20 protein-coding genes and 1 pseudogene are annotated in these 26,790 nt (G+C 38.5%); 10 read left to right on the top strand and 11 right to left on the bottom strand.

Going from position 1 to position 26,790, the window contains the following annotated elements:
- The first annotated feature begins 12 nt into the window (after positions 1-12).
- The 8 genes and pseudogenes from NH454_RS13755 (at position 13) to NH454_RS13715 (ending at position 10,786) form a co-directional block, all read left to right on the top strand.
- Positions 13-1,545 carry a phospholipase D-like domain-containing protein gene (locus NH454_RS13755; RefSeq protein ID WP_235382128.1) on the top strand — a complete coding sequence of 511 codons (1,533 nt, stop codon included), beginning with the start codon at positions 13-15 and terminating at the stop codon, positions 1,543-1,545.
- 8 nt (positions 1,546-1,553) lie between these two features.
- Positions 1,554-2,996, top strand: a complete 1,443-nt coding sequence (locus NH454_RS13750) for a sigma 54-interacting transcriptional regulator (protein WP_253039391.1) — start codon at positions 1,554-1,556, stop codon at positions 2,994-2,996.
- Positions 2,997-3,418: 422 nt separating this feature from the next.
- Positions 3,419-4,734 (top strand): annotated as a pseudogene (locus tag NH454_RS22440) (DUF3644 domain-containing protein).
- Between the two features lie 519 nt (positions 4,735-5,253).
- Positions 5,254-5,649, top strand: a complete 396-nt coding sequence (locus tag NH454_RS13735) for a response regulator (protein WP_135924536.1) — start codon at positions 5,254-5,256, stop codon at positions 5,647-5,649.
- A gap of 7 nt (positions 5,650-5,656) precedes the next feature.
- A complete protein-coding gene (locus NH454_RS13730) occupies positions 5,657-6,550 on the top strand; it encodes a MoxR family ATPase (RefSeq protein WP_253039369.1) in 894 nt (297 codons plus the stop codon).
- Between the two features lie 2 nt (positions 6,551-6,552).
- Positions 6,553-7,515: a DUF58 domain-containing protein gene (locus NH454_RS13725; protein ID WP_253039367.1), complete on the top strand. Its 963-nt coding sequence runs from the start codon at positions 6,553-6,555 to the stop codon at positions 7,513-7,515.
- A 2-nt stretch (positions 7,516-7,517) separates the two neighbouring features.
- A complete protein-coding gene (locus NH454_RS13720; RefSeq protein WP_235382123.1) occupies positions 7,518-9,455 on the top strand; it encodes a DUF3488 and transglutaminase-like domain-containing protein in 1,938 nt (645 codons plus the stop codon).
- Positions 9,456-9,463: 8 nt separating this feature from the next.
- Positions 9,464-10,786, top strand: coding sequence for a Na+/H+ antiporter family protein (locus NH454_RS13715; protein WP_235382122.1), 1,323 nt, complete (start codon positions 9,464-9,466; stop codon positions 10,784-10,786).
- Between the two features lie 19 nt (positions 10,787-10,805).
- Here NH454_RS13715 and NH454_RS13710 read toward each other — a convergent pair whose 3' ends face one another.
- Positions 10,806-12,779, bottom strand: coding sequence for a response regulator (locus NH454_RS13710; protein ID WP_235382121.1), 1,974 nt, complete (start codon positions 12,777-12,779; stop codon positions 10,806-10,808).
- A 169-nt stretch (positions 12,780-12,948) separates the two neighbouring features.
- On the opposite strand from NH454_RS13710, the gene yvcK reads away from it, so the two are divergent.
- Positions 12,949-13,860 (top strand): uridine diphosphate-N-acetylglucosamine-binding protein YvcK, encoded by a 912-nt coding sequence (gene yvcK / locus NH454_RS13705; RefSeq protein WP_235382120.1) that lies wholly within the window; start codon positions 12,949-12,951, stop codon positions 13,858-13,860.
- On the opposite strand, the gene NH454_RS13700 is transcribed toward yvcK, so the two are convergent.
- Complete coding sequence (locus NH454_RS13700) at positions 13,825-14,157, bottom strand: Hpt domain-containing protein (RefSeq protein ID WP_199526498.1); 333 nt, start codon at positions 14,155-14,157, stop codon at positions 13,825-13,827. The genes yvcK and NH454_RS13700 overlap by 36 nt on opposite strands.
- A gap of 20 nt (positions 14,158-14,177) precedes the next feature.
- Between NH454_RS13700 and NH454_RS13695 the strand changes: the two genes are divergently transcribed.
- On the top strand, positions 14,178-15,212 hold the full coding sequence (locus tag NH454_RS13695; RefSeq protein WP_235382119.1) for a glycosyltransferase family 4 protein: 1,035 nt from the start codon (positions 14,178-14,180) through the stop codon (positions 15,210-15,212).
- Here NH454_RS13695 and NH454_RS13690 read toward each other — a convergent pair.
- From NH454_RS13690 to NH454_RS13650, 9 genes are all read right to left on the bottom strand, one after another.
- Entirely contained in the window at positions 15,181-16,629 is a 1,449-nt protein-coding gene (locus NH454_RS13690; RefSeq protein WP_235382118.1) for a sigma-54 dependent transcriptional regulator, read from the bottom strand. The two genes, NH454_RS13695 and NH454_RS13690, sit on opposite strands and share 32 nt — an antisense overlap.
- 103 nt (positions 16,630-16,732) lie before the next feature.
- Positions 16,733-18,190, bottom strand: a complete 1,458-nt coding sequence (locus NH454_RS13685; RefSeq protein WP_199526496.1) for a SpoIIE family protein phosphatase — start codon at positions 18,188-18,190, stop codon at positions 16,733-16,735.
- Positions 18,191-18,198: 8 nt separating this feature from the next.
- Entirely contained in the window at positions 18,199-18,897 is a 699-nt protein-coding gene (locus NH454_RS13680) for an AAA family ATPase (protein WP_138557535.1), read from the bottom strand.
- Positions 18,894-20,963, bottom strand: a complete 2,070-nt coding sequence (locus NH454_RS13675) for an SLBB domain-containing protein (protein WP_235382117.1) — start codon at positions 20,961-20,963, stop codon at positions 18,894-18,896. Before NH454_RS13675 ends, NH454_RS13680 begins: the two co-directional genes overlap by 4 nt.
- A gap of 4 nt (positions 20,964-20,967) precedes the next feature.
- Entirely contained in the window at positions 20,968-21,822 is an 855-nt protein-coding gene (locus tag NH454_RS13670) for an OmpA family protein (protein ID WP_235382116.1), read from the bottom strand.
- A gap of 8 nt (positions 21,823-21,830) precedes the next feature.
- Complete coding sequence (locus NH454_RS13665; protein ID WP_135924568.1) at positions 21,831-22,151, bottom strand: STAS domain-containing protein; 321 nt, start codon at positions 22,149-22,151, stop codon at positions 21,831-21,833.
- A gap of 159 nt (positions 22,152-22,310) precedes the next feature.
- On the bottom strand, positions 22,311-24,122 hold the full coding sequence (locus NH454_RS13660) for a sugar transferase (protein WP_235382115.1): 1,812 nt from the start codon (positions 24,120-24,122) through the stop codon (positions 22,311-22,313).
- 9 nt (positions 24,123-24,131) lie between these two features.
- Entirely contained in the window at positions 24,132-25,211 is a 1,080-nt protein-coding gene (locus NH454_RS13655; protein WP_199526492.1) for a glycosyltransferase, read from the bottom strand.
- Complete coding sequence (locus NH454_RS13650) at positions 25,208-26,683, bottom strand: GNVR domain-containing protein (protein WP_199526491.1); 1,476 nt, start codon at positions 26,681-26,683, stop codon at positions 25,208-25,210. Before NH454_RS13650 ends, NH454_RS13655 begins: the two co-directional genes overlap by 4 nt.
- Positions 26,684-26,790 lie beyond the last annotated feature (107 nt).

The raw sequence follows: 26,790 nt of genomic DNA, 5'->3' as shown, positions 1-26,790 counted from the left end.
GGAATAATAGTGATGAATCTAATTGAAAAGTTTACTAAGACAGAAACCAAGATTGTTGATCAATCAAATACCAAATTGCCCCCTGTGCTTTTGCCTGTTTTACCTAAACAGGTAACTGAACCACAACCTATTAATAGCTCTTTGTTCTGCAATGAGCTGCAATCAAGAGTTGTCGAATTAATCGATAATGCCGAGCACTCGGTTATTCTTAGTACGTTTTTGCTTGCGGATGAGAATGTCGAATCGGCTGTCCTAAAAGCTGCAAAGCGCAAAGTTCGTGTGTATATACTATTGGCATGTGAGACTCGTCTTGATGGCGATGTGCCTGATGATGACTTTGGTAAAAAGTGTCTTGTGCAGCATAAGCAAATGTTAAACAAATTGTCCGGACATGTTCACTTTGCATCTGCACCACATTTTCACGCAAAGGCTGTTGTCATAGACGCATTGCATGAAACCAGTAATGCGAAAGGGTTACTGTTAACGGCAAACCTTACAGAAGAAGCACTTAAACGTAATGAAGAGTTAGGTGTCTCGCTTTCTCAGCATCAAATAGATGAGATCGTGAAAGTGTTTCGCTGGGCAATCTTCGAGAGTGCGCAGCACCATATGACAAGTCCTGGTGAATTTTCAGCATACAAGTCGCCAGGCAATGTAGGATATCCAAGGGAATTAACTGAAATACTGGTCACATCTAGTGAAGGCGCTCGAATTAGGGAACACGCATTAGCGTTGATCAATCAAGCGGAAAAAGAACTCATCATATCCAGTTTTGGATGGCAAGAAGACCATCAGCTTGTAAAAACAATTTGTGAACGTGCTAAGTCGGGGCTAAAAGTCACCATTCTATCTCGCCAAAGACCCGCAGCCATGCCAGCGTTGTTGGCTATGAAACAGGCTGGTGCATCGGTGATGTGTTTTAAATGGCTGCATGCCAAGGCGATTGTAGTGGATGGTATGCATGGCATGGTGATGTCGGCCAATTTTCAAGCGCATGGTATGGATCAAGGCTTTGAGTTAGGCGTAAAACTCACCGGTACTCAGGTAAAAGAGCTGATGAACTGCTTAGATGTGTTTTTAACTAATAGCCACAATGAATTGAATATAGATATGAATCTAGGGATTATTTCTGGTGGTTTTGAAGCTTGGGAAAATAATGCATTCAAGAGGTATTCAGTTAGCGAAGTAGACGTTGTTGAGTTATCGCCTATAAAAGCAGATTGTCTGTCTGATATGGATAAACAACCAAACATACCTAATGCAAACTGGCGGGAAAATACCTCTCACAAGATTGAGTATAAATGGCGAATAGAGCCGCCTGTTATCACTAACAAAAGTTCAGAGTATTTCAGACCACCAACAGCTAAGGATGAAACTTCCAAAAAGCAGGATACAGGCTCATCCAGAAAAAGTTATGAGCCAAAGGTTGTTCGACTGACAAAAAAACAGCTAGCTATTACTGTACGCAAAGAGTCTGACTTTGCCTTAGCAAAAAGTCTGAAGCAAATTGAATTGCCAAATGCCCGAATCGTATTGGAGGCGTAACTGTGGATATGATAAACACGCTACTTTGTTGGCACTCAAAAAGAGCTGGAGTTGAAGTATTAGATGAAGCGTTAAAGCGGCTTAAAAACCGTAAAGTTTCTATTAATAAAGTGATAGTTCTAACTCAGTCAGCTGATGATAACAGCCACTACAAAGAGCATGAGTTTGGCGATATTCAGATTAGCTTTCGAATTGTAGATCTTGAGAACCCAGCTGATCACAAAGAAATTTATCACGCAATAGAATCTGAGATCATCCCAACACTAAAGCTTGAGCAGCACCTTCATATCAATATTTCGCCGGGAACTCCGGCCATGCATGCAGTTTGGTTGATTTTTCATGCAAGGGGGCATTTCCCACATGGAACAATCCTCTGGTCATCACAATATAACCCCGATACAAAAAGAACGAGCATTGCAAAAGTTGATTTCAGCGTAAACACGTATTTGGCAGAGATCACCGCCATTTCAAATTCGGAGGGCGGTTACGCCCTTTACGATTTAGACCCTAAATCAAAAGCAAGACAGGATGCACTACAAACGTTAAAACAGTTCTCTAGCGTCTCTAAAGCTCCGTTACTTGTATTGGGGGAACGTGGTATAGGGAAAACGAGGTTAATAGAGACTGTTGTTGGTAAGGTGAAGCACAAGCAGGTTGTTACGCTTGCATGTGGTGGGTTAGATTCTCAGGTGGTTGATAGTATGTTGTTTGGCCACGTAAAAGGGGCATTCACTGGCGCGGAAAAGGATCGCAATGGGCTTTTGAAAGAAGCAAATGGAAAAGTATTGTTCTTAGATGAGATTCAAGATTTACCAACTTCGGTTCAGCGAAAGCTGGTTCGAGTGCTTCAAGATAACCATCACAGTTTTCGCCCTGTTGGAAGTGACACTGAGGAAGCATCAGACTTCGAGCTAGTTTGTGCGAGTAATAAATCACTTGAGCAATTGGCAACGATACTCGATGCTGATTTCTTTGATCGTGTATCAATGCTGACAATATCAATACCTCCACTTCGTGCATGCAGAGAAGATATTCTGTCGGATTGGCAAAGAATCTGGCAGGAAGTTAATGTTAACCCCAATCTGCCTGCGGAAGCTCCGGTGTCAAATGAATTAATCCAGTTTTTTAACTCGGCATATTTACCAGGTAACTTACGTGACCTAAAAAAGCTGGCATACATGTCTTGTGCGTTTTTGAGCTCTCAAACTACAGAGTCGGCAATCTCTAGCTCATTAGCTGCGTTGGGCGAGCCTGTTATCCAGGAGGATAGTCCTGACACAAGGTTTGCATTTGGTGATTTAACCAAGACAACTAAGGATGAGTTAACGAAAGCGTTTCATAAGGAATTTGCAATAGCAGCCAAAAAGCAATTCGGTACATGGGTTAAAGCCGCAGAAGCATTGAAGGTGGATCCAAAAACCCTACAAAAGTATATGCGAGAAAGTCGTTGATTCGTTTTTATTAGACTAAGTCAAACTGTAATGAATTACAGTCTGATTTAACTAACTGAATCGACACCATAAACTAGACACACGATTGACTCATAACAATGAAAAAAAGCACTATTAATGACAATATCCGACGTAATAGTGTAAAAAGCAATATTATGGCGAGCCAGTACAGATATGACACCCTATGTTTAAGCGCAGAAACATAAAAGTATTTTAATTAAATTGATTAGTCTAAAAAATTAGTGACACTTCTGAGATTTTAGTGACACTTCCGAGCAATTGGAAACACTTCGCGCTAATCTATAGTAAAGATAACTAAACTTTGATTGCCTTATGTCTAACACCTTATAATCAATCGTTGAATTAGGCACATAACAAACGCTTCTGAAGGAAATCGAGGCTACGGCAATAGGAGGGTAGGGATGTCAGTTAAGAAAAAGGATGATCGACAACAAAAATTCTTTACCTTTCTACAGAAAAAGCAAAACGCTGGACAACTGTTTAGTCGTGAAGATGTAATTGCTGCCACCGGTTGGGAGGCAAATACATTTAAGACATATTTAAACAAGCGTCAGATATCACAATTCTTGGTTGAGGTTTCGGCTAATAAGTTTGAGGCAATAAATACCGTTGGTATTACGCTAACTGAGTTTAAGAAGCGGTTATCTCAAAGCAAGCACTTTCAAGAACTTGGGCATAAGTGTAAAAGCAATCTAGCCAAGGCTCTACTTAAAAAGTCTAAAGATAATATGATGCTGGCATTAGAGTTGTATAACAGACCCTCATTGGAGAATAAACTCGATGGCTTTGTGATGTTGTTCTGTACAGCATGGGAACAATTATTAAAAGCTAAACTAATTGAGAGAGATGGTGAGCACAAGATATACGAAAAAGTTAATGGTAAGAAAGGATTGAAACGCACGATACCGTTACGTGTGTGCTTAGACAGGATCTATGAGCAGAAGAATAATATTCGCCGCAATATTGAAATTATAGCGGACTGGCGCGATGAGCTGTTCATTTATTAATGCCAGAGATTCAATCGATTGCGTCCAGAATATTCCAGTCAGGCGTACTAAATTTTTCAGCTGAGTTTGAGTCATTCGCTGAAGTGCCATTTATTTCTTCCCAACATACAGGCATGTTATCTCTGGTTGGAGATTTCCAACTACCACCGGCGTCACTATTAAAGTCACTTTATGGCTCCGCCGCAGATCAAATATTAGAATTAGCTAGCCAATTAGAACAAGATATCGAAGCAGCGGATGACATTACGTTTGCCATACCGATTAACGTGTCTTTGATGTATACGCAGGATCAGAATGGAACACAGGTGATACTTGCCAAGGCCAATGGCAAGAAAGAAGACATTGAGAATCTCAAGAACGTACTGATGGTAGAAAAAGCGGTAAACCCTGAAAAGTCTCATTCATTTACACGAAGCAAATTGCTGTCTAGCGTTTTAGAGAAGCTGCAAAAGTATGATGACGTAAAACTAGGGCGTTGCTTAGTGTACACAGCTGGTGCAAAACCATCTTTGAACACCAACTGTATCGACGCTTGTATTCATAAGTTGAAATGGAAATCCAACGACAACGAGTATCATCATTACATTAAAGTATCAGACAGACACCTTTATTCGATGAGTGCGGTCGATGAACTTGGAAAGAGAATTACAGAAAACGAAAACTTTGTAAGAGAAGCTAAAGAGAAATACAACCGGCGTAATAAAAAGTGAAAGTTATGACGCGCTACGTAAATAAATAGGCGTTGGTGCACGCATTTAAATTTAATTCACGTAGCGTCGCGTTATTAGCATATACAAATAATGTCAGTTTTCAGCCATCAAATGGCAGAATTGTTCAAACCAAATCCCAACAAAGGGATCCAGCGTTAAAATATCAAAATTTAAATTCCTTAAATCTAATGTATGTGTAACCAGTTGAATAGTGGTGTGAATTTTTGACACACAAGACTGGATCGATCCAGAGTTAAAGTGCTAATTACAACGACTAATGAGGCTGCTTATAAAGATAAATACTTTATTTAACATAATATAAATTATAGGAAGTGATACATCTATAGATAACCACACCTATACTCTGCGTGCGCTAAGTCCAATACTAGACGGTATCGGACATTGCGGTAGTGTTTTATCAACTTATTCATTTAATTCGTGGCTGTTTCTTGAGCTTAGCTACTCCATAGCATATATTAAAACTATCAACTTGAGATGTAACGATAAGATGTAAACGATATGGAATTTGTGAAACCGTTAGAGCCAATTTTGATAATTGATGATATGCAAGATATCAGAGATTATTTAAATCAAATTTTAACTGGTCTGGGTTTTGACGATATTTTAGAAAGCCGAGATTTTGAATCAGCAAAAACTGTTATTGAGGAAAAGTCTCCAAATGTTATCTTTCTAGATATTGAGCTTCCTAATACAGACGGCACTGAGATCCTTGAATACTTAAATGACCATCACCCACATACTCATGTTGTTATGTGTTCCGGCCATAATAGTCTTGAGAATGTGCAAAATACTTGGGAACTTGGTGCTAAGGGTTTTATTGCAAAACCATTTAATGCCAAAAAAGTCGATACTGTCATGAAGCGCCTAGAAATGATGGAAACCATCGCAAGTTAAGTAGTTTATGAACTCAACAATCAATCTTATTATAGATGACCTATCTACTGTTATTCTTGGTAAACAACAACAAATTAAACTTGCTCTAGCTTGTTTGTTTAGCGAAGGCCATTTATTAATTGAAGATTTACCTGGGATGGGAAAAACCACATTATCTCATGCACTTGCGGCAGTCTTAGGGTTATCTTACCAACGTATTCAATTCACCAGTGATTTACTTCCATCAGATATACTAGGAACAAATATTTTTGATGCAAAGGAACATGCGTTTTCTTTTCATCAAGGCCCTGTTTTTAGTCAGGTTGTGTTAGCAGATGAAATAAATCGCGCGGGACCTAAAACACAAAGTGCGTTACTTGAAGCCATGGAAGAAAAACAAGTTACTGTTGATTCGGTTAAACATGCCCTGCCTTCTCCATTTTTTGTTATCGCAACACAAAATCCAGTAAATCAATCAGGTACTTACCCGTTACCTGAGTCACAATTAGATCGTTTTTTCATGCGTATTAGCTTAGGCTTTCCTGATAAACAAGCAGAAAAAAGCTTAATTTTAGGTTTGAATAACCGCAATTATGATGAATTACCAGTTCGCATTACCCCTGAGCAACTTGCTGTTATTCAAAAAGAAATATCTTCAGTTACATTGAGTAACGCGGTTGTTGATTATATTTTAGAACTGGTTGATTACACACGCCAAAGCTCTCATTTTGTTAATCCTTTATCGCCAAGAGCCAGTATTGCTATTTCGCGTGCAGCGAAATCATGGGCTTATATTGAAGGACGTGACTTTGTGTTACCTGAGGATGTTCAAGCTGTATTTAGCAGTGTGACTGATCACCGCCTTGGTTTGAACAATCAAGATAGTGGCTATGCATTAAATCATGTGCCTGTAAGCTTATAAGCATGTTAAAGCGCCCTGCTTTTATTATTTCTGAAATTGGCCAATCCATTTTCAATAAATTTTTGAAGAATAAACATAACGTTAATGAGATCTCTCTTCAACATAAAAACATTTATGTATTACCTTCTAAATTAGGCATGAAGTTTTTACTCATTGCACTGCTTAACTTTGTGATGGGCATCAATTATCAAAACAATCTGATCTTGGCGATGGCCTATTTGATGGTAGTTATTTTGGTGTTCTCGATTCTCACTGGTTATAAGAATATGCGCGGTTTATCTGTTAAGTATCTTTTTGCTATAAATAGTTATGCTCCAAAATCTCAATATGCGCGTTATCAGTTACAATCAACCTCTAGTAGCCAACAAGTAAAATTAATGATATCTGGCTCAGAGTCAGAGACTATATCGCTGGATAACTCGGACAAAAAAACCATTGAAATAGCACTTAACTGTACTAAACGTGGTGTTTACGGTCTTGAAAAAGCAAAAATAATAAGTCACTTTCCATTTGGTTTAGTGTCTGTGTGGAGTTATATTCAGCCGAGTGATGTGATCTATGTTTACCCTACTCCTAAATTAGCAGAAAACTTAGATATTGAGTTACATGAAGAGCTGAACGATGCAGGTGATAATGCACAATCTAGAACAGGTTCTGATGAGTTTTATCAATTAACACCTTTTATTAAAGGCTCAGCTTTGAATAAAGTATCATGGAAACACTATGCAAAAACACAGCAATTGTTGAGCAAAGAATTTACCAGTGATACGACTCAAGAGTTAGCGCTTAATTTTAATATGCTAAGTGGTAATACAGAGTATCGCTTAAGTCAGCTATGTTTTTTAGTTAATCAACTTACAGAACAACAAATCGCTTTTTCATTAACTTTGCCAAAAAAGAAAATTTCAAAAGCGTCTGGTGATGTCCATCAAACAGCTTGTTTAAAAGCCTTAGCGGAGCATTAGTTGTGAATTTATCGCTTATTAATGCCGTTTTATCATTCCTATTTATAGCAATCAGTGGCTTATTATTTAGTGAGATCCCTAGTTCGTTTTTATTCATATTAGTCGGCTTAAGTTTTTTTAATCTCGTGTTAGACCGGTTTTATAAAAAACTCACTGCACTGATGGCAAATATCCTTGCGGCACTGTGTTTAATTGCACTGTTTGTAACTGTAGGGATTAGCGATACAGTTAAACTGTTTGTATCTATGATGTTACTCGCTAGTACTTTTAAATTGTTGCAAGCTAAAGCTGTAAAACACTATCAAACCGTATGTTTACTGGTATTTTTTAACCTTTCCACGGTATATTTGTTCTATCAAGGCATTTTAGAGACCCTGCTTGTCAGCTTGCTTTACATCATTAACTTTGCGGTTCTGGGTTATTTATCAAGCCCTAAAAGCTTCAAGTCTGCCAATAAGCAAAGTATTAAAACAGTTTTACTCGCATTACCAGTATCGGTTTTTTTAATTATATTTTTACCTAAACTCCCTGCATTTTGGCAACTTCCGGGGCCAAAGCTTGCAAAAACTGGCTTATCTGAACAAGTTGACCCTTTTGCAATTGCCAAGCTTGCAGAGTCTGATGACCTTGTGTTCAGAGTTGAAGAGCAGCCGAACTCGACCTTACAAGCGCCCTATTATTGGCGCAGTTTAATTCATGATGCCTTTGACGGTCAGCAATGGTTAGTATCGGACATTTTGAAGTCTCAACAATTTAACGACAATCGTAGTGTCAATATTGAAGAACCTAACGTTGAATATAATGTTATTGCCGAGCCGTCATCATCGAACTGGCTTTTTGCGTTAGGGTTTGCCACGAGTAGTCATAATAATGTGGCAAGCACATACAACGGTTTACTAAAACGTAAAGGCAATCTAAATAAAAATATTAAATATGCTGTGCAAAGTACGCAAGTAAGTTATAGCCTAACTCCTTTTGAGCAGCGGCTTTATACACAACTTCCCGTTGAAAGTAACCCCAAGACTCGTGAGCTTGTAAATAATTTAGCCAATAAAAATACTACCGCACAATCGTATTTCAATGCTCTATTAGGCTATTTTAATACGCAACAATTTAGCTATACCCTAACTCCTACTCCTATGCTTAATAAAAACACCATTGATCAGTTTGTGTTTGAAAATAAGAGTGGGTTTTGTGGCCACTACGCCAGTACAGCAGCTTTTATGTTTCGTGCGGCAGGTTATCCAGCACGCGTTGTATCAGGCTACTTAGGTGCGGAACGACAAGGCACAACCCTTAATATTTACCAATATGATGCACATGCATGGGTTGAAGTATTTTACGATGAGCGTTGGCATGTTTTCGATGCAACTGAAGTTGTTGCACCTGAGCGTCTCAACGGTTCGTTGTCAGAGTTTCAAGCGTTGAGCGAACGGTTTAATGATAATTTAAACTTTGGCTTAAAGCGCTGGAGTCACTTAAAAGCGATTAATTGGCTTCGTATTAAATTAGAAGAGCTTGATTACAAGTGGACAAATTGGGTTTTAACTTTTGACGAGCAATCGCAACAAAACTTATTTAAAGCGCTTTTTGGTAATAATGCATTTTGGTTAACTCCATTGGTAATTATGGTAACTCTCGCACTTTGTTTTACCAGTTACTTTTTATACAACAAGCGTTTACCTCGCAGTTCTGAACCACTTGTTTTTGAACTGATGCAGCTTTATCGCTGGGCTGAAAAACAACAAATTCACTACGATAAAACAAACACTCCTTTGCAAAATATCGCTTTGATGAAGCGCTCAAAGCCAACAGTTGCCAGCAAACTAGCTAAATTTGAACAAATATTCATCGAAGTACGTTATCAGCAACAGGCTTTTAATCAAAACCGCAAAAAGCAGGTACGACTTCTGTTAAACTCCATCAAAACAGCAAAATAGAGAAAACCATGAATGCAGTAATTATTGGCGTTATTTTGATGCTGGTACTAACTCTTTGCCGAATTAACGTTATTGTCGCAATGACACTGAGTGCGATTGTGGCTGGTCTAACTGCCGGGCTTGGTCTATCAGAAACACTGAATGCATTTAATGACGGGCTCTCTGGTGGTGCAGAAATAGCATTAAGCTATGCCATGTTAGGGGCATTCGCTGTGGCTATTTCAAAATCAGGATTGACCCGAATACTTGCTTCAACCCTGTTAAAACAGGTGAATGAGCACAGCCATAAAGGCGAAACAACGCTAAGTTATTTTATTTTAGTTATTATCTTACTTTGCGCGATCTCTTCGCAGAACCTAATCCCAGTGCATATAGCCTTTATTCCCATATTGATCCCACCGTTGCTAGTGATATTCAACAAACTGCGCTTAGATAGGCGTGCTATTGCGTGCATTTTAACTTTTGGTTTGGCAACCTCGTACATGGTTTTGCCCTATGGTTTTGGTGGAATATACCTATATTCAATTTTACATAAAAACTTAACCGATAATGGTTTAGAAATTGTGAATACCCAGGTGCCCATGGCAATGATCATCCCTGCACTTGGCATGGTTGTAGGTTTGTTAATCGCAGTGTTTATTAGCTATAAAAAACGCCGTGACTATGCTCCACACCCGCTTACTGAAACACCTCCAAATGTTGTTATCGAACAACCTAAAAAAGTACTTATTGTGGGAATTGCAGCTGTGCTTTGCTCGTTAGTAGCTCAAAGTGTTAGCAATTCGATGATATTAGGTGGACTAGTTGGTGTAATGATTTTCAGTTTATTTGGAGTTGTTAAATGGGAACAAAATAGTGATGTTTTTAGTAAAGGCGTTGCTATGATGGCGATGATTGGCTTTATTATGATTTCTGCACAAGGGTTTGCTTCGGTAATGCAAGCAACAGGTGATGTCACCTCCCTTGTTAGTTCAGCAGCTGGCCTTATGGAAGGGAATAAACCACTTGCTGCTGCATTAATTTTACTTGTTGGGTTACTAATAACGATGGGCATTGGTAGCTCATTTTCGACGGTGCCTATTATTGCCACCTTATTTGTACCGCTGGCATTAGAACTAAACTTTTCAGTAATGGCCACTGCGGCGCTTGTTGGCACTGCAGGGGCATTAGGTGATGCAGGCTCCCCCGCATCAGATTCTACACTTGGGCCAACATCTGGTTTAAATGCAGATGGGCAACATGACCATATATGGGATTCTGTGGTACCGACATTTATTCATTTTAATATTCCGTTGCTGATCGCCGGTTGGATTGCAGCTATGGTATTGTAAAAGGCCCTTCGGGGCTTTGTTACTGACTAAATAGCACCCTCAAAGCCCTATTTAAATCATGAAAGCGAATCGGTTTAGTTAATACTTTGTTCATTCCCGCATCTATACAGATTGCTTTATCTTGATGCGAAGCATTGGCTGTTAACGCTACTATGGGTAAGGTCATCTTTAATTCATCACGAATGTATTTTGTTGCGGTTATACCATCCATAACGGGCATCATCATGTCCATAAGAACTAAATCAAAGTGTTGTTGTTGTAACTTTTCAATTGCTTGTTGGCCATGATCAGCCAATGTGACATGGTGATTAAGCTTTTCTAAGAAAGCTTTAATCAACACTTGATTGGTCTTATTGTCTTCAGTTACCAAAATAGCGATAGGCTCTAATGTGTTTTCGTCGTCAACTACTTTGGTATCAGCACTTACAACCGTATAGGGGATCTGAATAGTAAACTTAGTACCTACATTTTGTTCACTAACAACTTTAATATCCCCTTTCATTAGATCAACAAGGCTCTTTGTTATGCTTAAACCAAGACCAACCCCTTCAATCTGCCGGTTTACACCATAGTCATGTTGTTTAAAGGCATCGTAAATTGAATCAATATGTGAAGGAGATATTCCCTGCCCGGTATCTGATATTTCAAAGTGTAGGTATTGGTCAGTGTAATCTGCTACAAAATTAACTGTCCCCACTTTGGTAAACTTAAAAGCATTATCAAGAATATTAAAAAGTATTTGCCCTACTCGCGCACTATCAATATTTATTTTATCCGGTAAGCCGTCTTTGATTTGTGTAGAAAAAACAACGTTAGTGCCTTGTGTTATCTCTAAAAACTGTGATGCAATATTCTTCACCAAGGCATTGATGTCGGTTGCTTTAATGTCTAAATCTAATGAGCCACTTTCAATTTTAGAAAAATCCAGTACGTCACTAATTAAATCAAGTAATAAATCGGCACTTGAATTAGCATAATCAAGCCAGCGGCTTTGTTTGTCGGTAAGTTTTGAATCAGCAAGCAAATCTAACATTCCGACTATCGCATTCATAGGGGTACGTATTTCATGTGACATCACGGTTAAAAATTTAGATTTAGCAAGATTCGCTTCTTCTGCCTTTTCTTTTGCTAATTGCAAAGCTTGCTCACGGTCTTTGTTTACTGTGATATCTTTTGCAATTCCGAGGTACCCTCTAAACTGACCCTGTGCATCAAACTGTGGCTTGCCACTAAATGATACCCATGCCGATGGTGAGGAGTTAACTTCAAACTCAAAATCAAGAAACTCAGCATGCTCGGCTAAAAGATGTTTAAAGTGAGACCATTTTTTAAGCTGTTTTTGTTCTTGCTGAGTAATGATCGCATCGAAATTTTTATGTAAAAAATGACGTTTATATAAATTACTGTGGCTAGCTGTGGTCAGCACATTAATAAACCGCTCTTCTTTATTGGTGCGCCAAAACCATTCACTGGCAAAGTCTCTAAATAATTCTGACAGCTCTCCAAGGCGAGTTAATAACGAGGTCGAATGAAATTTTTGCCTATTTAAACGTGTTAATTGCGAATACTGCCATGCAACTTGCTGTAATAGCACATGGAGCGCTGTTGATGCTTTTTTAGAAAAATAGTCACTTTCTTTAACTGAAAAAAACACAAAACATTGCATGCTTTCTTCAGACAAGGCGACTTTAAATATCAAGGCATCATTAAGTGGCTCTGAGCTTAGGAAAACATGGTTAGTATTAAAAAAACACCATTCGTCGTTACTGGATTTTAGTATTTCCTTTAGTAATTGTTCATCAAATTCAAGGTGTTTTGTGGTTCTCATTTCGAAAGATGCTTTGTCATGTTCGATATTGATTAAACAAAGTTCGTTAAAAGTAAAGTACGGAGCTAATACATGTTCAAGCTGCGCTTTCAACGCTCGACTGTCATTTATACCGTGAAACTTGCGAAGTTCACTCTGTAACTGTTGTAAATTTAATTCAGCCATTGCTTTTCCACGTTGATATTGCGTCGCATATTGCAAATAAATGCCCCACTTTTAGTGTAGACACTAAACCTAGAAAATAAAGTATTTAAATTTCATTACCTTATAAAACTTAATCTTTTGGTACAGACTATGCTTTTAAGTAGTATTGAACGAATAAGGGGTAAGAATCATGAAAATAGTATGCATTGGTGGTGGCCATGGTTTATCTCATATGCTCAGTGCTATAAGACCTCATTGTGCAGAACTAACTGCGATTGTAGCAACAACCGATAATGGTGGTAGCACTGGCAAGCTAAGAAATAGTCAAGATGTTGTTGCATTGGGTGACATACGGCGCTGTTGTTTACAGCTTGCAGATAATGATTCACTTATTCATCAAGTATTTCACCACCGTTTTAGTGGCGGTGAACTCGATGGCCACAGCTTGGGTAATTTAGCATTATTAAGTTTAACGCAGCAAACAAACTCTGCGACTCAAGCAGTAGCATGGTTTAACGCAATGTTAGGAAACTCTGAAAATATTTTACCCATGTCAGATGAACCTACCGATTTACTTGCGGTGTTACCTTCTGGTTTAAAAGTATTTGGCGAATGCGAAATTGATTCTCTGGCGGAATTACCTGATTACGTCACCCTTTCTCAAAATGTAAATGCCGCACCAGGTGTTATTCAAGCAATAGAAAACGCAGATATGCTTATTATTGGCCCAGGCAGTCTGATTACCAGTGTTATGCCAGCCATGTTAGTAGAAGATATTGCCAAAGCCGTACAAAACACATCTGCATGTAGAGTGTTTATTGAAAACATCGCTAAAGAAACCAGTGTTATTAAATCGCTCGATATGAAACCTGTTGACTGGCTTGAAGGCATGCTGGGCTATAGTTTTTGCGATTTAAGTATTTCTTTAGATGCACTTAGTGAAATTGTTTCGCATTTTAATGATGTGGTGAAATCGGCTAATCAACAACACGATATAGAGCAGTTAAGTACGGTGTTTGGGGAAATCTTAAAAATGCCGCTCAGTTTAGAGACTGAGCATGAGCAATTAATTCGCGCTGATCAAGCTCTGCGCGTGGGTTGAGGTCTGTGTAAATTGATCTTGTAACGTACTGATTAGGCTAACAAGTTGGTCATCGAATTGTTCTGCTTTAGCTTTCATTTCAATTTGTTCGGCAAGTTTTCCGACAGCTAATGCACCATAGCTCAGGCTACTGCTTTTTAAGCTATGCGCATTAATTTCGATGTCAGTTTGCTTGTTTGGATCAGCTAGGCTTGAAACAATTTGACTGGATTCAGTGATATAGACTTGCAAAAGCTGTTTAGCTAAGTCATCACCAACATCCTGTTTTAACTGAGAAAATGTAGCATTATCTATCATGGTCTCACCTTGGAGTGAATATGAAATACAGTGTTATTTTATTTGTTGATTCAAGCCTGATAGGTGGAATCGAAAGTCACCTAATTGCTTTAAATAAGCTTTTAGAACGAAACAATATTAAGAGTTCAATCCTATTTTATCAAGATCATAATAATCGGGATTTTTACTATCGCTTAGAGCAAGAAAATATCGTCTATGGTTTTGCTGGCGGGAGCTTAAAAAGTTTAAACGATATTTTAAAATCGTTTCCTCGTTCAGCGTTACTGCACACCCATGGGTACAAGGCAAGTATCATGGGTAAGTTAGTATGCCGCTGGCAAAACCGCCCTTGCATTTCGACTTACCATGCTGGAGAAGTTGGCCGTGGTAAAGTCTTTTTATATAACAAGCTTGATAAGCTTTTAAGCTTCTTTTCTAAAAACTTTGCAGTTTCAAATCAATTAGCTGCCGATATTTACAATGCCGAAGTGCTTGAAAACTTCATTTCTATTCCTAATGCTAACCCGACATTAGAACCTAAATGCAAAAGCAATTTAAATGTTGGTTTTGTTGGTCGGCTTTCAATAGAAAAAGCGCCCGATATATTTGTAGATGTTGCTAAGCAATTTGCTACTAGTTCTTTAATTTTTCATATGTTTGGCGATGGACCTATGCGTGACGACCTTGAGCTTTCTTCAGTATCCTTTCACGGCATGTGCGACCAACATGAAATTTGGCAAAAACTCGATGTATTAGTGGTCTGTTCTAGGGCTGAAGGACTGCCAATGGTAGTGCTTGAGGCAATGTCGCATGGCGTATTAGTTATTGTCTCTCCAGTTGGGCAATTACCTCATATTGTGAGCCACTTAACTAATGGGCTATTAATGACAGACAACTCTGCGCAAGCGCTATCTAAGCAATTAAATAATTTAATCAATTTAACCCCTGACCAAATTACTTACATGCTTACTAATGCACATACTTTGGTCAGGCAACGGTTTGGTGGAGAGCAACAATTCAAGCAACTTAACCGAGTTTATCGAACTAGCTTACTTGCATCTCTTCCCAGCTTTTAATTTTTCGGTATAAAGTTGAAGGGCTCACATCTAATAAAGCAGCTGCTTTAGGAATGTTGTTATCACATGCTTGTATAGCTTGTTCAATGTAACGTTTTTCAACAAGCCATAATGGTTCAATGTCTGCTTGAGTGAACGTCAACAAAGTGTCATTCATGGTAGCTTGTTCAGTATGCAAGCCTGTATCTACAGCAGTAATAATGACTTCTGGTTGCGGTACTTGATGCAACGATGCTAATTGATTCTGATTAGAGGATTGAGGTAATGCGGGGATCATATCCACTTCGATATATGATTCATCATGTAACACCATAATATTACGAATCGTGTTCTCTAATTGACGAACATTACCAGGCCAACTGTAGCCCAAAAATAAGTTTTTTACGCCTTCAGACATCCCTTTATATTGACGCTTTTCTTCTTTACTTATTTTTTTAAATAACGCATCAGCAATTTCTATAACATCTTTGCCCCGTTGTTTTAGTGGCGGTAAGGCTATTGGAATAACGTGTAAACGATAATAGAGATCTTCCCGAAAGCGACCTTCTTGTACTTCTAGTAACGGGTCTCGATTGGTAGCGCAAACGAAGCGTACATCCACTTTTACTTCTTTTTCACTGCCTACTTGTTGATAACATCCCGTTTGAATAAAACGCAGTAGTTTGCTTTGTAAGTTGATATCCATCTCACAAAGTTCATCAAGAAATAACGTGCCGCCATCAGCTTGACCTGCGGCTCCTTCTCGATTTGCTATAGCACCAGTAAAAGCGCCTTTTAAGTGTCCGAATATTTCGCTTTCAATTAAGTCTTTAGGAATAGCTGCACAGTTTAGAGCAACAAAAGGCTTATTAGCTCGAGGTGATGCTAAATGCACAGCTCGTGCACACAACTCTTTACCAGTACCACTTTCACCGGTGATGAACACGGTTGCTTTACTTGCCGATGCAGATTTTATGATTTGATAAACTGACTGCATCACGCTTGAGCTACCAATCAAATCAAAATATTTACCATTTTCGTATGTAGTTTGATAACTTTTTACCGTTTGCTTTAAGTCTTTTAATTTAAGCGCGTTATTTACGGTGATCCTAAAACGATCGGCTTCTATTGGTTTTTCTAAAAAGTCACTCGCGCCGAGTTTAATGGCTTTAATGGCCATTTCTTTGGTGCCATGACCTGTAAGAACAATAACTTGTGGTGCGGTGTCTGAGTCTAACGAAGATAAAATATCCAAGCCATTTATATCGGGTAGCATGACATCTAAAATTATTAAGTCAGGCTCGAATTCTTGTAATGCACACATTGCTTGCTCACCGTTATAAGCGATGCGTGTTTTCACTCCCGTTGGAATCAGATAAGACTGATACATCAAGGCGAGTGACTCAGTATCTTCAACAATGAGTATTTTAGGTGGCATTACTGGCTTCCTTTTTCTAGTTTTTATGCTGAGATAAAGTGATTATTTTACAGTTCCTTACTAGTAGCTTAGTGCTTAATTGGTGACTTTGTAAACTCTATATTTAGTGTTTATTGATGACAATTAAAGACGCATCATCAACTTCGTCTGATAGTTTAACTTGGCTTGATTGCCAAAGCTTATATGCAAATTGTTCACTGTGAAGATCTTCGGCCGTTAAATTTGCTATGTGTTGACCCACCTCATTAAAATGTTGGTTGTCTAACCAGCCATCAGTAAATAGTAAAATATGCTCAACATCACTCAGGTCATATTGGTAATGTGAGTAGTGATGCTCATCACTTAAACCAAGTAAAGGGTCTGTTCCAGTTAACTGTATTAACTGCCCTTTTTTAGTAATAACACAAGGAGCAGGATGACCGGCATTGAACCAATGGAATGTGTTGTTTTCTATAAATGTTATTAATAAGGTCACTAAACTCGATTTACACAGTCGTTGTTCACAGAGTGCTGTGTTTAAGGTGCTAAGAACATTTTGTAAGGGGATCTCTGTGGCCAAACAGCCACTCAAAAAACCTTTGATGGCGAAGCTTTCTTTTAAAGCTGTAATGCCATGCCCCATCATATCTCCTAAGATAACTGGCTTTTGTGGCTGGTGGGGATATAAACAGAAATCGCCACCATTTTGTGAAATAATCGAGCCAAAATTATAGGCGGTATGATCTGTTAAACTACGCTGTGTTTGCATTCGCTCTTCGTTAATTAAATATTTTAACGCAGAGAATCGATGAACAATTCGTTCAATACTTTGAAGTAATCGAGTTTTTGTTACGGGTTTTACTAAGTAGTCATCAACCCCTAATAAATTTATCCGTTTAATAAGTTCATCACTATCATCTCCGGTTAGCATGACTACTGATAAATTTGTTTTAATATTTGACTGATTTAATTTTTTTAATAATGGCTCACTTGTGCCATTTTTTAGTTTATGGTCAAGCAACAAAATCGTTGCGCCCGATGTAAGTAGCTCTTGCCAACCTGACTCTATATCTTCACAGCAAATTACCTGAAAGTGGTTGCAAAGATAAGCATTTAGCAAAGCTAACTGAGATTTGTCATCATCGATATAAATCAGTGTTGGTCGTTTATCAATGTTTGATAAATGAAATGAAAAGGTATTTTTGTGCTTCTCTGATGTGTACTTAGCATTTGGGAAGTAGTGCTTAATAAGCGCTACACCCATACCACCTTCTACTAACTCACCACTTTCTAGATGCCAATCAGAGCTATGATTCTCAAACAAATTATAGCTTGGCATTGCATCAGTGAACTCTATAAGCAATTTATTTTTAGGTAATTTATACATTGAAAACTGCAGCTTTTTATCACTTTCCTCGCTATGACGTAGCAAGTTTGTTAGGTACTCAGTAGCAACCAAGCCGGCAGCATCAATATCTTGATTTTTAACACTTATAGCTGTTAATACATGTTTTAGAATATGGCGGATCTCACTAACAATAGGCCAATCTAATTGAAATGATTTTTGATATAAACAATCCATACAAGGCCTCAGTAAGGAACAAATAACCAACGTTGTTTGATCACTTTATTAATTAAAAAATTAGTGAGTGTTGGCCACTTTTGTTGGTATTTATTGAGTGTATTTAAAATACGACTACCAAGCGGTGCAAACTGATGTTGAGCAACAACAATTTTTATATTTTTTATCCCCGCATTGTTTAAATTTGCGACCCCGTGACACAGCGCCTCTTCATTGTTGTAACCAAGTGATACTGTCAAAAAGGTTAATTCAGTACACAGACTTAATGCATGCAGCGGCACATTACCTCGGTTACGTTTCAAGGCCGGGCTCATATCTAAAAAAATAAAATCGTACTCTTGCTTTATTCGTTCAATCGCATCATTGAGTACTGTTTTATTTTTTACCGATTCCAGCTCTTTTAGGTGCTGCATGGTTAATAAATCAACATAATCAGTATTAATAATATTAAGCTGACAAGATATATCACTAAAACACCATGATTCTGCTTTTGTTTGCGCATCCAATTTAAAAGGGTTTAAAGGGTTCAAGTCGATAATTAGTACTCTTGAACCTTGTAAACTTAAACGTCTAGCAACACTTGCACACAATGACGTTGACCCTTCATTGCCTGTTAAAGAAATAAAACAAATGCAACGTGCTTTAGCATTATCTATTTCGTTACACACAGCTTCTAGTTCTTGGTATTGCGCAGGAATTAATTTCATAAGCCCACCACTAAAGCTAGCACAGTAATAAAATCTAAGAAGTTTGATTTAAATTGACTCATTAAATCTTGCCCTTTATCAGGGACATAAAGTGTATCGCCCGCTCGTAGAACCGGTATGTAAGCTGAGTTAGGGTTTTTCACAAACTCTTCTAAATCAAATACTCTTGATTGCTCTTTGCAGCAAGAGTGGTTCACAACCACGATTTTGTCGATGAGTGCTGAACTTGATGGACCGCCTGCTTCTGCTAAAACATCAAGCACTGTCATGGTATCGTCAAAGCTATAGCGTCCTGGTTTTTCAACTGCGCCCATGATTCGAACAACTTGCTCTTTAGGTGTACGTAACCAGTCTTTGTTTTTTTCTGGGATATAAATGGTGTCGCCAGGTAACACATGGGGAAATAATGTTTCATCGCCGGTTTCAAAATACATTGCAAGGTTTAACCTGCTAACTTTAGCCGTATTACCATTACGGTGAGTAATACGAATATTACGTAGGTCTGCATTATCGGTCGGACCATCAGCTGCAGCCAAAATATCAATAAAGTGCATGTTGGTATTAAAAGCATATCGACCTGGTGAACCAACCTGCCCCATAATATAAATTGATTTTCCAGACTCTTGGCGGATCCACTGTGATTTGTTGTCTGAAGGATCAACAGGTAACTCTTCAACTATAATGGTATCACCCGCTTGTAAACTCGGTAACGCATGCTTTTTAGCGCCACTAATTGTGTATTGCTCTAAATCAAAGCGTTTTGTCACTTCGCCATTTCTAACAATTTTAATGTCGTTAATATTGGCCCCTTTTGTTGGGCCGCCGGCATGGGCGAGTAAATCTGTAAAATCCATTTCTTGACTCCACTCATAGCGTCCTGGTGACATGATCGCACCAATGATTTTAATTGCTCGCTTGGGTGGAACCTTTAACCAGCTTTTCTCATTTTGATCGGTTTTCTCTGGTACAAAAATTACATCACCCGGATTTAAGTTAGGTACTTTTGCAGTAATAAGGCCTTCGCTGTAACCTTGTAAGTCAAATAAGATGCTTTCGCCTGCTGGAGTTAAAATTTTAATCTGACGAGTTTCAGCAAAGCGTGTTGGCCCCCCAGCATTAGCAAGAATATCTAAAAAGCTTGTATTTTCTGCGGCTTCATAGGCACCAGGCTTTTGTACCTCTCCCATGATGTACACGGTTCTTGATGTGGTATTCACATCATCGACCATAATTGGTACATAGATAGTAGAGCCCGCTTTGAGCTCTGGCATGGTATCGTTGCTTGGTTTATCTAAGTATGCTTTTAGATCAAATACCACTGGGGTTTTATCAACAATGACGCGAATTTTAGTTACATCAGCATAGCGAGTTACGCCTTCTGCACGCATTAATGCATCTAGCACACTCATATTTTCTTTAAAAGAGAAACTACCCGGGTTGTGCACTTCACCCAATAAAGTAATCGCACTGTTATCGCTCGCATCGCCAGAAGCACTTAATGTTTGAGCATCAAAATCAATTTGTACATTACCTAATAGCGGAGAAACAGGCACAAATACAGTATCAGCGCTTTGTAAGCTGGGTAGTAAATCTATGTTGCCTGAGTCTAGATACGCTTTATAGTTGAACTCTATAACTTCATTTGCACGGCGAATTTGTAAGCGGTCTAGTTGGGCGCCGGGTTTTAAGCCCCCAGCTCTGGCTATTACCATTTGAATGTTACCGTCGTTTGGAATACTAACTTGTGAAGGTTCATTCACATAACCCATTACATTAATAAAGATATCGCGCGAATGTATTTCTACATAAAAATCATCCATTGCAACAAAGACTTCACTGAGTGATTTTTTAAGCTGTGCTTCAATTTCTTTAAGTTCTAAGCCCGCCACATTAAAACGACCCAGCTCAGGCAGTGTGATAGAGCCATCTTTATCTACCTCAAATGGTTGAGAAAAATCAGCTTCACCAGGTAAATAGACGAAAAGCTTATTGCCCACTTTGATTTCTTCAGCAGCCACTGTGGTTGCAAGAAAAATTAAACAAAGTAATAAAAGTAATTGTTTCATGGTATTACTCCTTAGGCCCGTTTAAGATTTTCGTCCAACTAGATAATGCAGGATGTTGCTCATTTACTTTTTCGTCACCCTTGTCGATAATAATCGCGTTTACACGTCTATCTGAATGGCGCTTAAAACTCGAATCAGGTTGTTCGCTGTAAGGCGATAAACTTCCTTGCGTTAAGGTGGTCATAGTTGCAGGGTTTACACCATAAACACCCAGCCAATGTTTCACTGTTTCGGCGCGTTTAAGAGCCAGTTCATAATTTGTTATTTGCTGACCACTAATATCAGCATGACCGACAAGCAATAACTCAACATTTTTCACTTGTTTAATTAGATCTGCAGCTTGTGCTAAGCGTGAGAGATACTTCGGCGTTACCTGAAAGTCGTTTAATGAAAATTGATTATCGCTATTCAAAAGCTCTGTGATCTGTTCTTTAAGAGAAACACTCATTGGTTCTTCTGCTTTTGTTGCTGCACCGCATTTAGTCAAAGCATTAACCGTCTCGAAGTGTTTAGTTAGTTGATTTAGTCCATGGTAATGAACGAGTAAATCATGCTCGGCATCAGACCACATTTTAGCCGCAATGAGTCGACGAATGCGGTTTTCATATATCTGTGCTTTTAATAATTGAGCAGGCATACATTGTTGAATACCTTGTGCTTTTAGTAAATCAAGTTTGAGTACATGATGTTCAAACTCACTAAGTACAATGGTTTCCTGTGTATCGTAAATAAGCTCGTTTTGCTCATCGGTTAACGGGTAGTTCTGATATTTTTCAGCCCAGCCGCCTTGCCCTTCATCAGGCCAAGAAGCACATCCACCTAACGTGAGCAAAATTATTATAAAGAGTGTGTGCTTCATAACTCACCTCAAGCTATATCATTTTGTTCAATGAAAGGGATTGTTTTGTCGACTCTTAACAGACTCATTAACTTATGAGGCTGACCAGAGACATTAAGTAATGACAGCTTTTGGCCTTTCTTCTCAATGCGTTTATATAAAAAGACCATCGCACCTATACCTGATGAGTCGATAAAAGTTGTTTCACTAAAATCGAGTACAACGTTGGTTTGTTTACCTTGTGCTACTTCTTCGAATTGATCTTTAAAGCCGTCTACTGCAAGGCCCGAAAAATCATTTGGGAGTGTGATGTATTTACTGTCTACAGATACTTTTGTGTTGTTAGCCATGATCTTCTACCTTTGTATTTGGTTAGTCATAGTTAACAGTACAACTACAGTGCCAGTTTATAACGCATTGATTTATATATCAATAAAGGCTGACTGATGCATAATGCAAACATTTTTGATAGCAAAAATTGCATTATGCAACGTAATTTGCAGAACCTGTTATTGTCCTTTACCAGTGAAAACAACAAGTAAGGTTCGCAGGATAATTGATAATTCTAATTTTGCCCATGCAACAGGAGAAGACATACTCAATGAATAAGCGTAATCCCAACCTATCTTACTTCTGGCGTCTTCTATTGTTTCGTCGTATCCGTTCATTACTTGTGCAAGACCTGAGATACCCGGTTTCACCCCGTAAGTACGTTGACAAAAATAGGGAATATCTTTTTCCAGTTTGCCGTAGAAAACTGGGCGTTCAGGTCGAGGGCCTATTAAAGACATCTCTCCTTTAAGAACATTAAAAAGTTGCGGAAGCTCGTCGATACGGGTTTTACGCATAAAACGGCCAACCGCTGTTATTCTTGGATCATCTTTACTTGCCCAAACAGCACCTGAGTGTGACTCAGCATCAACAACCATAGAGCGAAATTTATAAACGTAAAAAAGCGACACAAATTCATCTGAGCTTTCGCCCACTCTCAACTGTTTAAATATCACTGGGCCTTTTGAGGTTAGTTTTATTACAACAGCAGTTATTAAGCAGATTGGCCATACAAGAGTGAGAAGTGCTAGCGCGCCAACAATATCAATTGTGCGTTTTATTGTTTTAACTAGCGTTTTGGTTGAGGCCTTACGAATTGACCTAACCCGTTTCCAAGGTTTGTTAAAGTAGCCAAGTTCGTAGCGAATAATTCCCCACAATGCTAAGAAGTAGCTATTTAATATATAGTTGCTCTTATCAATCAAAGGTATAGGTGTTGTAATTTGGCAAGTTGCTTTGACTATATGTGTAATGTGTAAAGACGCTATAGCTGTTGCAAGAGCTTGTGCCCACAATGTGTGTGCAAAAAATGCCTCAAAAAAAATGCTGGCATAGATAATGGCTAGAATAATAGGCATTACACCACGCAGAACTTTATGAGAAAAATAATTAAGAAAAGTCCAACCTAAACGAGGATTTAACAAAATCATTAAGGCTTTAATTTGTTGCCAATTTCCGGCGCCTAAACGTACGCGGCGGGTGTAATCATCGCTTTGTGAATCGCAATCACGTTCGTATATCACAACGTCTTCGTCAAGTACCGCCTTGCCCCCTTTGCCCAATACTTTCATCGATAAAACAAAATCGTCATTTATGGTGTTTTGTTCAAGTTCAAACGTATCGCTTGAGCGCATAGCGAACATAGCACCAGGGACACCAATAACAGCACCAAGGTTCGATTCTGATTTCTTAATTTGATTTTGATAATGCCAATAAACCTTTTGTGACTCAGCTGCATCGTCATCCAATGTGTACACACCGGTTAAAATACTGATAGAGGGATTAACAAAATGCTCTACAATTTTATCGAGCACATCAATGCTTAATAAGGCACTGACATCGGTAAAAAGTAGAATATCGTTTTGATATTTTGCAATGCCCATCAGGGTATTCAAGCCTTGTACTTTCCCCATATTCTCATCGCGAATATGAAAAAAGCACTGTACTTCTTGGCTATGAAGCACTTGTTGAGCTTGCATTGCCTGTTCTATCGTGTTGTCTGTACAGCCATCAAAATAAACATGGATTGAATAGCGACTGTTATCATAAATTAATGAGGCTAGGTTATGGAGCTTCTCAGCAATGTGCTGCTGTTCATTATAAGCGCACATTAAAATCGCAATTTTTGGTTGATACTTATCAGCACACTCTTGCTGTGTAGTTGGTTTTAACTTTCTTGAGGCAACCAGTTTTAACAGAATTGGGTAGCCAATATGGTGATATATAACAACACACACCAAGGTAATAAATAGAAGCGTAACAAATGTCATACTAACCTCCTACATCAGCAGTGCTGAGTATAAATTATCGTATTTACTGCTCATTGTTCGTGCATCAGCAACCTTAATTGCATGGTGACGGATACAGAGTCCCCGCGGTAAAGTACAGGCTCTTTGAATTGCAGGAGCAAGTTGATTAAAGTCATTAACACTGACAAGTTCTCCTTGCTCTGGAGTAACGACTTCATGAATGCCTCCCACATCACTGGCCACAATTGGAATACCACATGCCATTGCTTCAATTATTGAAAGTGGAAGGCCTTCGCGTTGAGAGTACAAACACATCACATCAATACTTGAATAAAATGCACGCATATCATGTACATTTCCCAAAAAATGAACCCGCGAAGTTAAGTGCAAGCTTCTTACCAAATTTAATAAATACTCTTTTTGGTCTCCATCTCCGGCAAATACCATATGAAAATCATCGGGTAAGTAGCGAAGTGAATGAATCATATCTTTATGACCCTTCCCTTCTATGAGTCTTGCTGCGCAGCCGATTAACTTAACATTATTTGGTAAGTTGAATTGTTCACGAGCTGCTTTAGCATCAATAGCCATAAAGTTTTCGCAATCTATGCCATTTAAAATAGTGCGCTCGGGGATAATCGCAGTTTTGGCTCTAAATTCGTCTGCAACAATGCGTGCATCAGCAACCCAATATATATTAGTTAGCGAATCTAATAACTTTGTAAAAGTGCGTTGCTTTGTATTAGTGAGGTACCATGCGTCATGTATTGTTGAAATATGCCGTACTGAACCTTGCGATAACGAACTTGCTATCCCCGCATAAATCAATGGCCCAATGTGGTGGCTATGTATTATGTCGATATCATGCTCTCTGATTAGACTTTTGATTTTAGCTATAACAGATAAACATATCCCTGGCTTTTTATCTAAACAAATGACGCGATGACTGAAAGGCTCAAGCTCAGGCCACTGTTCAAATGCAGTATTTCTATCCCCCTCAAGCGAAACAATAATACTTGAATGCTTAAATTGACTGTTTTGAAGTAGCGTTATTGCCATTTTTTCTAAGCCACCTACCTGTAAGTGCTGAACTAAATGCATAACATTCATGATTTTTCTCCTTCAATAATGCCGGTTATTTCCCCGCTATTGACGATAGGAAGTATTGTTACCACCTCAGTGTTAGTTAACTTTTCAATGGTTTGCGTGTCTTTTAAATGGCTATCACAAAGGGCTGCAACAAACACACTAGCACCACCTGTAAATATTCCTAAGATAAGACCTACAATTGCAGTCATCATAATTGAGGTATTTATTGGTTGCGTTGGGCTATATGCGCGTTCAATTGTCTTAACTTTGTCAGGGCCTTCATATTTAACAAGCTTGCCGGTCACTTTGGCCATTTCGTAACGACTGAGCATATCTTTGTATAGTGATTGTTTTACTTCATAGTCACGCTCGAGTTTACGTAATTGCTTTTCAACATCACTGGTTACTAATAAACGATCGCTCACTAGCTTCACTTGCTCTTCTAACATGGCAAACTCTTGCTCTTGCTGTAGTAAGTTGTTGCGTGCCTCTTCAAGTGCTAACAGTTGAGAAACCAATACACTTGATTCTTTGTTATCTTGAGAAGGTAAGGTGTTCACTAACTGCCAAAGCTGATCGATATTTGTTGTACTTAACTGTTCGCTTTTCTCTAGTAATGCTTGTTGACGGCTTTTTAAATTAACGAGGGTACGTTTTTTCTCGATGATTTTGCTGTGCTTATCGGTATAGCGAGTGCGCAGCAAACTGAGTTCTGATTCTGTACGGATTATTTTTTCTTCTAAGTTTCCTAAAATAGGATTTGCTTGCCCTACTTTACTTACCAGTGCGTTAAGCTTTGCTTTTGCACCAGATAGAGCAATCATTTTTTGTTGTTTTTCACTTAGTAAGGTATCAAATGTTTGCCGGTTACTATGAAGCACGGCTGGTAAAGTATTACTGTTTTGACTTTTAAATTCTGCTAGTGCTTCTTCTGAAGCCTCTAATTCTTCACGTAGACTATCAAGTTGTATGTAGAAAAATTGCTCAGACGTATCCAGAGAAGCTTTAGTTGGAGCAAGTAAACGCTCTATAAATTTTTCAACGACCTTTTCAAGCACGGGCTTCATTTGTGCTTGGTTATGCCAAATAAAGTTGATGCGGACCAGCTCATCACCAATCAAAGATAAAGATAAAGCCTTAGACAACTGTTGATGTATTTCTTCAACCTGCTTATTGCTGGCATTTTCAGGGATTAATTGTGTTTCTTTCGCTACAGAGATAAGTACTTTGCGACTGATCACTAAGGTGCGTAACGCTGCTATACGATCTGATAATTGAAATGAGAAAGATAAGTCATCTAAATATGGGTTAAGTAGTGCAGATTCTTCGATTAAAATAGTTGCATGATTGCTGTATTGTTTTTGTGCAAATAAAGCAAGCACAATCACGACAAGTGGCACAATACAAAACGGGATTATAAAAAGCTTAATACGCGTGTATAGCGCATAAAGCCCTAAATATAGTAACCGTTTGATTTGCTCTTTTACTAACATGATTTACCTATTGCTTTGCATTTTGCAAAATGTTTGGGTTATTGATTGCAAATTGAAAATAAATAACCCTGATACATTCATTTAATTAGTAAGTTGCAGGTCTCGAG

Source organism: Pseudoalteromonas sp. Ps84H-4 (assembly GCF_024124645.1).
GTDB lineage: Bacteria > Pseudomonadota > Gammaproteobacteria > Enterobacterales > Alteromonadaceae > Pseudoalteromonas > Pseudoalteromonas lipolytica_C.
The sequence above is the reverse complement of the archived record's forward strand: the minus strand, read 5'-3'. Positions and strand labels throughout refer to the sequence as shown.